The sequence below is a fragment of the Flavobacterium sp. genome (assembly GCF_044368995.1).
Lineage (GTDB): Bacteria > Bacteroidota > Bacteroidia > Flavobacteriales > Flavobacteriaceae > Flavobacterium.
In genome coordinates, this window is sequence record NZ_JBIPMS010000009.1 from 26,110 (window position 1) to 32,316 (window position 6,207).

A 6,207-nucleotide genomic window follows, 5' to 3' on the forward strand; every position below is an offset into this window, starting at 1 on the left:
TTCTAGAAACGTTATTTTTTTTCAACCTTTATAAAAAACTGATTGGTTTTCACAGAAATGTCTTCCAATACCAATTTTTTATCCACTTTAAGTTCTTGATTTTCGGTGGTAGTTTGCAAACGCAATGGTTTTTCGTTAATGATAATATCAATCGGCATCTTGAAATCGGCATTAACATTTTCCCATTTATAATTCAGTTTATTACCAGATTTTGATAGTACTAATTTTGGAATTTTTGTAGTCGTTAAATATTGTTGAAATACAGAAGTTAAATCTAAACCACTTTCTTTGTTAAAAAAATCAATTACGGTTTTTGTATCAATAATTTGCTTTTTAAATGTTTCAGAGTAATTATATAAAAGTTTCCACCATCTTTCATCATCATTAATTATGTGACGAATTGTATTGAGTAATAAGGCACCTTTATAATACATATCGCCACTTCCTTCTCGGTTTACACCAAATTGCCCAATAATTGGACGGTCGTTTTGTACGTTTCTAGCTTGGCCATTTACATATTTTATAGCTTCCTCATATCCTTTGACACATTCAATAAAAACGGTTTCTGTATACGTTGTAAATCCTTCATGAATCCACATGTCGGCAATATCTTTGCTAGTTATACTATTTCCAAACCATTCGTGACCTGTTTCATGAATCGTAATATAATCGAAAAATAATCCTGCTCCAGTCCCAGATAAGTCCATTCCAAGATATCCTTTTTTGTACTTGTTGCCATAAGCCACAGCACTTTGGTGTTCCATACCTAAATAAGGCGTTTCCACTAATTTGTAACCATCATCAAAAAACGGATATTTTCCAAATTTCGATTGAAAGCAATTCATCATAGGTTTCACATCATTGTCAAAATGTTTTCGTGCGGTTTCTTCGTTATATCGCAATACATAATAATCTAAATCTAACTCTTCATAATTATCGTGAATATGTACATAATCTGCTACGTTTACTGTAATGTCATAATTATTAATTGGATTTTTTACTTCCCAATCCCAACGCGTATAGCCGTCTTTTAAATCCGTTGCACCTAAAAATCTTCCGTTGGAAACATTCATTAAACCATTTGGCACGGCTACTTTTATGCTAGCACCATTATCTGGTTCATCGGTTTGCGAATCTTTACACGGATACCATAAACTCGCGCCAGTTCCTTGCACAGCCACACCAATCCAAGGATTTTGTTTTTTATCTTTTGTAAATACAAAACCACCATCCCAAGGTGCATTTTTAGCTATGATAGGATTTCCAGAATAATTGAAAGTTATGGTTTGAGTTGTTCCTTTTTTTAATTCTTCAGGAAAATCAATGAAAACGGCATTGAAATCTCTTTTGTAATTTAAATTTTTATTTTGCCAAACAATTGATTCAATTTTCATATTTTCAAATAAATCTACTTGAATTTTAGATGTGTTATCGTCAACTTTAAAAATGATTTCATTGTTTCCAATAATCGATTTTTCGGTTGGATTAATTTTAATATCTAAATTATATCGTAATACATCATAACAAGTTCTTTCTTCACGAAGTCCGCCTTGAAGCGAATCTTTACGAGAAAAGTTTTGTGCTTTCATTTGACTGAAAACGAATAAGGAAATGGAAAATAAAAGTATTTTTTTCATACAGTTACAAATAAAAAATTATAATTACTATATTAAAATTTCATTTCAAAACGACAATATTGTTTTTTTTTTACTCCATACTGTAAACTAAACCTGGATTACGCCCAAATTAAATTTCTTCTCAATAGGCGCGTGGTTTGCCGCTTCAATTCCCATAGAAATCCATGTTCTGGTATCTAACGGATCAATGATGGCGTCAGTCCATAATCTGGAAGCCGCATAATAGGGCGAAACTTGAGCGTCATATTTAGCTTTTATTTTATCAAATAGTTCTTTTTCTTTGGCTTCATCTACCACTTCTCCTTTGTTTTTTAAGGAAGCGGCTTCAATTTGTGCCAATACTTTTGCAGCTTGCGTACCACCCATAACTGCCAACTCAGCACTTGGCCAAGCAAAAATTAAGCGTGGGTCGTAGGCTTTTCCGCACATGGCGTAATTTCCTGCACCATATGAATTTCCAACTACAACAGTAAATTTGGGCACAACAGAATTAGCAACTGCATTTACCATTTTGGCACCATCTTTAATAATACCACCGTGTTCCGATTTGCTTCCTACCATAAAACCCGTTACATCTTGTAAAAAAACTAAAGGAATTTTCTTTTGGTTGCAATTGGCAATAAATCGAGTCGCTTTATCCGCACTTTCAGAATAAATAACTCCTCCAAACTGAATTTCTCCTTTTTTTGTTTTTGAAACCAATCGTTGATTGGCAACAATTCCTACTGCCCAACCCTCAATTCTAGCATAACCTGTAATTATTGTTTGCCCGTAACCGGCTTTGTATTCATCAAATTCCGATTTATCAATTAATCGTTTGATAATTTCGTTCATGTCATATTGATCGGTACGTAGTTTGGGTAAAATTCCGTAAATATCTTTGGGTTCTAAAGCTGGTTTCACAGGCGTTTCTCTGTTAAATCCGGCTTTGTCATAATCGCCAATTTTAGAAACAATACTTTTTATTCTGTCTAAAGCAGCTGCATCATCTTTAGCTTTAAAATCGGTAACACCTGAAATTTCACAATGTGTGGTAGCGCCACCAAGTGTTTCATTATCAATGGTTTCTCCAATTGCGGCTTTTACTAAATAACTTCCCGCTAAGAAAATACTTCCAGTTTTGTCTACAATTAGAGCTTCGTCACTCATAATTGGCAAATAGGCGCCACCTGCCACACAACTTCCCATAACAGCAGCAATTTGCGTAATTCCCATGCTACTCATTATGGCATTATTTCTAAAAATTCTGCCGAAATGTTCTTTATCTGGAAATATTTCATCTTGCAAAGGCAAATACACTCCTGCAGAATCTACCAAGTAAATAATTGGTAAACGATTTTCCATGGCAATTTCTTGCGCTCTTAAATTCTTTTTTCCGGTAATTGGAAACCAAGCACCAGCTTTTACAGTAGCATCATTGGCTACTACAATACATTGTTTTCCTTTAATATATCCAATTTTTATAACTACACCACCAGAAGGGCAACCACCGTGTTCTTCATACATGTTTTCTCCAACAAATCCGCCAATTTCTATGCTTTTAGCTTTGCTGTCTAATAAGTAATCAATACGTTCACGAGCCGTCATTTTTCCTTCGGCATGTAATTTATCAATACGTTTTTGTCCGCCACCTAATTTTACTTTCGCAAATTTTTGTAGCATATCTGAAACCAATAGTTTATTATGGTCTTCGTTTTTATTGAAATTAATATCCATGTTGTTATAAATCTAATTCAAAGGTTTGTCTAAATAATTCAATATTAGGATTTAACTCCTTAAAATGTTGGTATTTTTCTTCGTTGGTATATATTACTTTTGGTTTATAGGTTTCTATAACGGTAATTTTTATTTTGATATCGTAATTACGTAAATTGGTTTTTAAGTAACTAATTAAATCCGAATTGGTATTTTCAAAATCTTCTTTCGAACCTTGATTTGGGAATTCTAACAAAATATTTGTTCCCATTAAAACGGGTTTACTCAATCGCATATAACTTGCAAATAACTTTTTTCCTTTGGTCTCCAGAATTTCTACGTATTCGTTCCAGTGTTGTATCGCATCTTCTTGTGTGAAAGCATCGGCTAAATGTTCTCCAAAAGCTAAAGTTTCTGTTTTTGCTAAATTAGAAACGTCTGCTTTTTGTTTTAACCCTTTGATAGACAATGAAGAAACTCTTTTGCTATTTTCAATTGTAGGCGTATATTTTTGTTGAATTTGTTCGATTATCACTTCAACTTTTTCTTCCACATTTGGAATTTCTTCTTTTGATACAACTATTATTTCAGTTTCTGAAACAACTTGTGGTTGATTTAAAATGGTTGAAAATTGAATTTCTTTCGATTTGTGAAAGACATTTGATGGAATTATAAAGTATTTAGCTTTTTTTTTTCGGCATCATGTGTTAATGAAGCCAATTGCATAAGCGTAAGTTCTACAAACAATCGTTGGTTTTGACTCACTTTGTATTTTAAATCACATTCATTTGCAATAGAAATACCGTTTAATAAAAACTCTTGGGAAGCTTTTAGAGCCTGAACTGCAAATTCTTGTTGGGTTTGTTCGCTAACTTCTAATAATGAAAGTGTTGCTGGATTTTTACAAACTAATAAATCTCTGAAGTGAGAGGCTAAACCTGCAATAAAATGATGTCCGTCAAATCCTTTCGCTAAAATATCGTTATACGTTAAAAGTAATTGTGGAATGTTATTTTCTAAAATTAAATCGGTAACTTTTATATAATAATCGTAATCTAAAACGTTTAGGTTTTCAGCAACAGCTTGACGTGTTAAATTATTTCCACAATACGAAACCACTCTATCAAAAATAGATAACGCATCTCGCATGGCACCATCAGCTTTTTGAGAAATAATTCGTAAAGCTTCTTCTTCAAACTGAACATTTTGATTTTGAGCAATTTCCATTAAATATTCTTTTGTGTCATTTACTGTAATTCGTTTAAAATCGAATATTTGACAACGAGACAATATAGTAGGAAGAATTTTGTGCTTTTCTGTAGTTGCTAAAATGAAAATAGCATGCTTTGGAGGTTCTTCTAATGTTTTCAAAAAAGCATTAAATGCCGAAGCAGAAAGCATATGCACCTCATCTATAATGTATACTTTATATTTTCCGGTTTGCGGAGGTATTCTTACTTGGTCGATAATACTTCTAATGTCATCAACACCATTATTAGACGCAGCATCTAATTCAAATACATTAAAAGAGAAATCTTCATTGGGATCATCATATCCTTCCTGGTTGATTTTTCTGGCTAATATTCTGGCACAAGTTGTTTTTCCAACACCACGAGGCCCGGTAAAAAGCAATGCTTGCGCTAAATGGTTGTTTTCAATAGCATGCAACAAAGTATTCGTAATAGCAAGTTGCCCAATAACATCTTTAAATGTTTGAGGTCTGTACTTTCTTGCTGATACTATAAATTGTTCCATACTAAAATATTGATAGCAAATATAGATTTAAAATGTGAAATCTCAAAAGTGAAAAGTGAAAAGTTATTAAAAAATTATGGGCGATCAATTTGACAACATAGATAGAAGAAATTATTTAAATTTTAAGATTTTCTAGCATCTTTGTTTTTAATATAAATCAGAAAATCATTTTAATTATAAAAAACTGCGAACTTTAAATTACCTTTGCCATGCAGACCGCCTTATCGCTTCGATTCATCGGGGAGGAAAGTCCGGACACCAAAGAGAAGCATAACGGGTAACGCCCGTCTGCCGATTACTATCGGTAAGGACAAGTGCAACAGAAAGTATGTACAGGTTAAGCTGTAGTGAAACCAGGTAAACTCTATGCGGTGAAATTTCAAGTATATCAGCATTTAAGGATTTCTCGTCCGTTGTTGAAGGGTAGAAAGATGGATTCCGCGAGTAATTTCGGAACTAGATAAATGATAAGGCTCCAATTTTATTGGAGACAGAATCCGGCTTACAGGTCTGCTTTTTTTTTAAATTGTTAATAATTAATTTTAATTACTTAATATCTTTTTTACGACTTAACCTTAAGTTAATATTAGAGTATTAATTTTGCTATGAAATTTTAACAATAATAAAAAATGGCTTTAAAAGATATTTTAAATTTTTTCTCTCCTAAGGACAAAACTTTCTTCCCTTTATTTGAACAAGCAACAAACAAATTATCCAAACTTTCAGAATTTTTACACGAAGCTACCAATGCTACTAAAACAGATAGAGAGGTTTATTTTACAAAAATTGATGAGCTAGCTGAAAATATTGAAAAAATTTCTCATACCATGAATTTAGAGTTAAGTAAAAACTTTATTACTCCTTTTGATAGAGAAGATATTCATGCATTAATGACAAGGATCGAAGATGTTTCAAGTAATTTACAAGAAGCGTCGAATAGACTTAGATTGTATCAAGTTGAAAAAATCAGTAAATCTATCAGAAAGATAACCGAAATTAATCTTGAAGCTTGTAAACTTATTACAGAGTCTGTAACAGAGTTAAAAGAAATGAAAGATTTTAAAAATGTTTTTGAAAGTGTAAAGAAAATAAACAAATTAGATAGAAAATCAGATTCTGT

General features: G+C 32.3%; 5 protein-coding genes and 1 other RNA gene. 2 read left to right on the forward strand and 4 right to left on the reverse strand.

The features are described 5' to 3' along the window. Positions 1-11: 11 nt before the first annotated feature. From ACIQ2I_RS01695 to dnaX, 4 genes are all read right to left on the reverse strand, one after another. A complete protein-coding gene (locus ACIQ2I_RS01695) occupies positions 12-1,637 on the reverse strand; it encodes a M1 family metallopeptidase (RefSeq protein WP_396180706.1) in 1,626 nt (541 codons plus the stop codon). Positions 1,638-1,724: 87 nt separating this feature from the next. After that, positions 1,725-3,353 (reverse strand): acyl-CoA carboxylase subunit beta, encoded by a 1,629-nt coding sequence (locus tag ACIQ2I_RS01700; RefSeq protein ID WP_396180707.1) that lies wholly within the window; start codon positions 3,351-3,353, stop codon positions 1,725-1,727. Between the two features lie 4 nt (positions 3,354-3,357). Continuing rightward, the gene (locus ACIQ2I_RS01705) at positions 3,358-3,885 is read right to left on the reverse strand and encodes a hypothetical protein (protein WP_396180708.1); all 528 of its coding nucleotides are present in this window, start codon (positions 3,883-3,885) and stop codon (positions 3,358-3,360) included. Between the two features lie 116 nt (positions 3,886-4,001). Further along, positions 4,002-5,087, reverse strand: coding sequence for a DNA polymerase III subunit gamma/tau (dnaX, locus tag ACIQ2I_RS01710; protein WP_396180709.1), 1,086 nt, complete (start codon positions 5,085-5,087; stop codon positions 4,002-4,004). A 208-nt stretch (positions 5,088-5,295) separates the two neighbouring features. Between dnaX and rnpB the strand changes: the two genes are divergently transcribed. Both rnpB and ACIQ2I_RS01720 read left to right on the forward strand, forming a co-directional pair. Next, positions 5,296-5,608: RNase P RNA component class A (gene rnpB, locus ACIQ2I_RS01715), an RNA gene on the forward strand. 108 nt (positions 5,609-5,716) lie between these two features. After that, positions 5,717-6,207, forward strand: a 491-nt coding sequence (locus tag ACIQ2I_RS01720) for a DUF47 domain-containing protein (RefSeq protein WP_396180710.1), incomplete at its 3' end; no start/stop codon positions are given.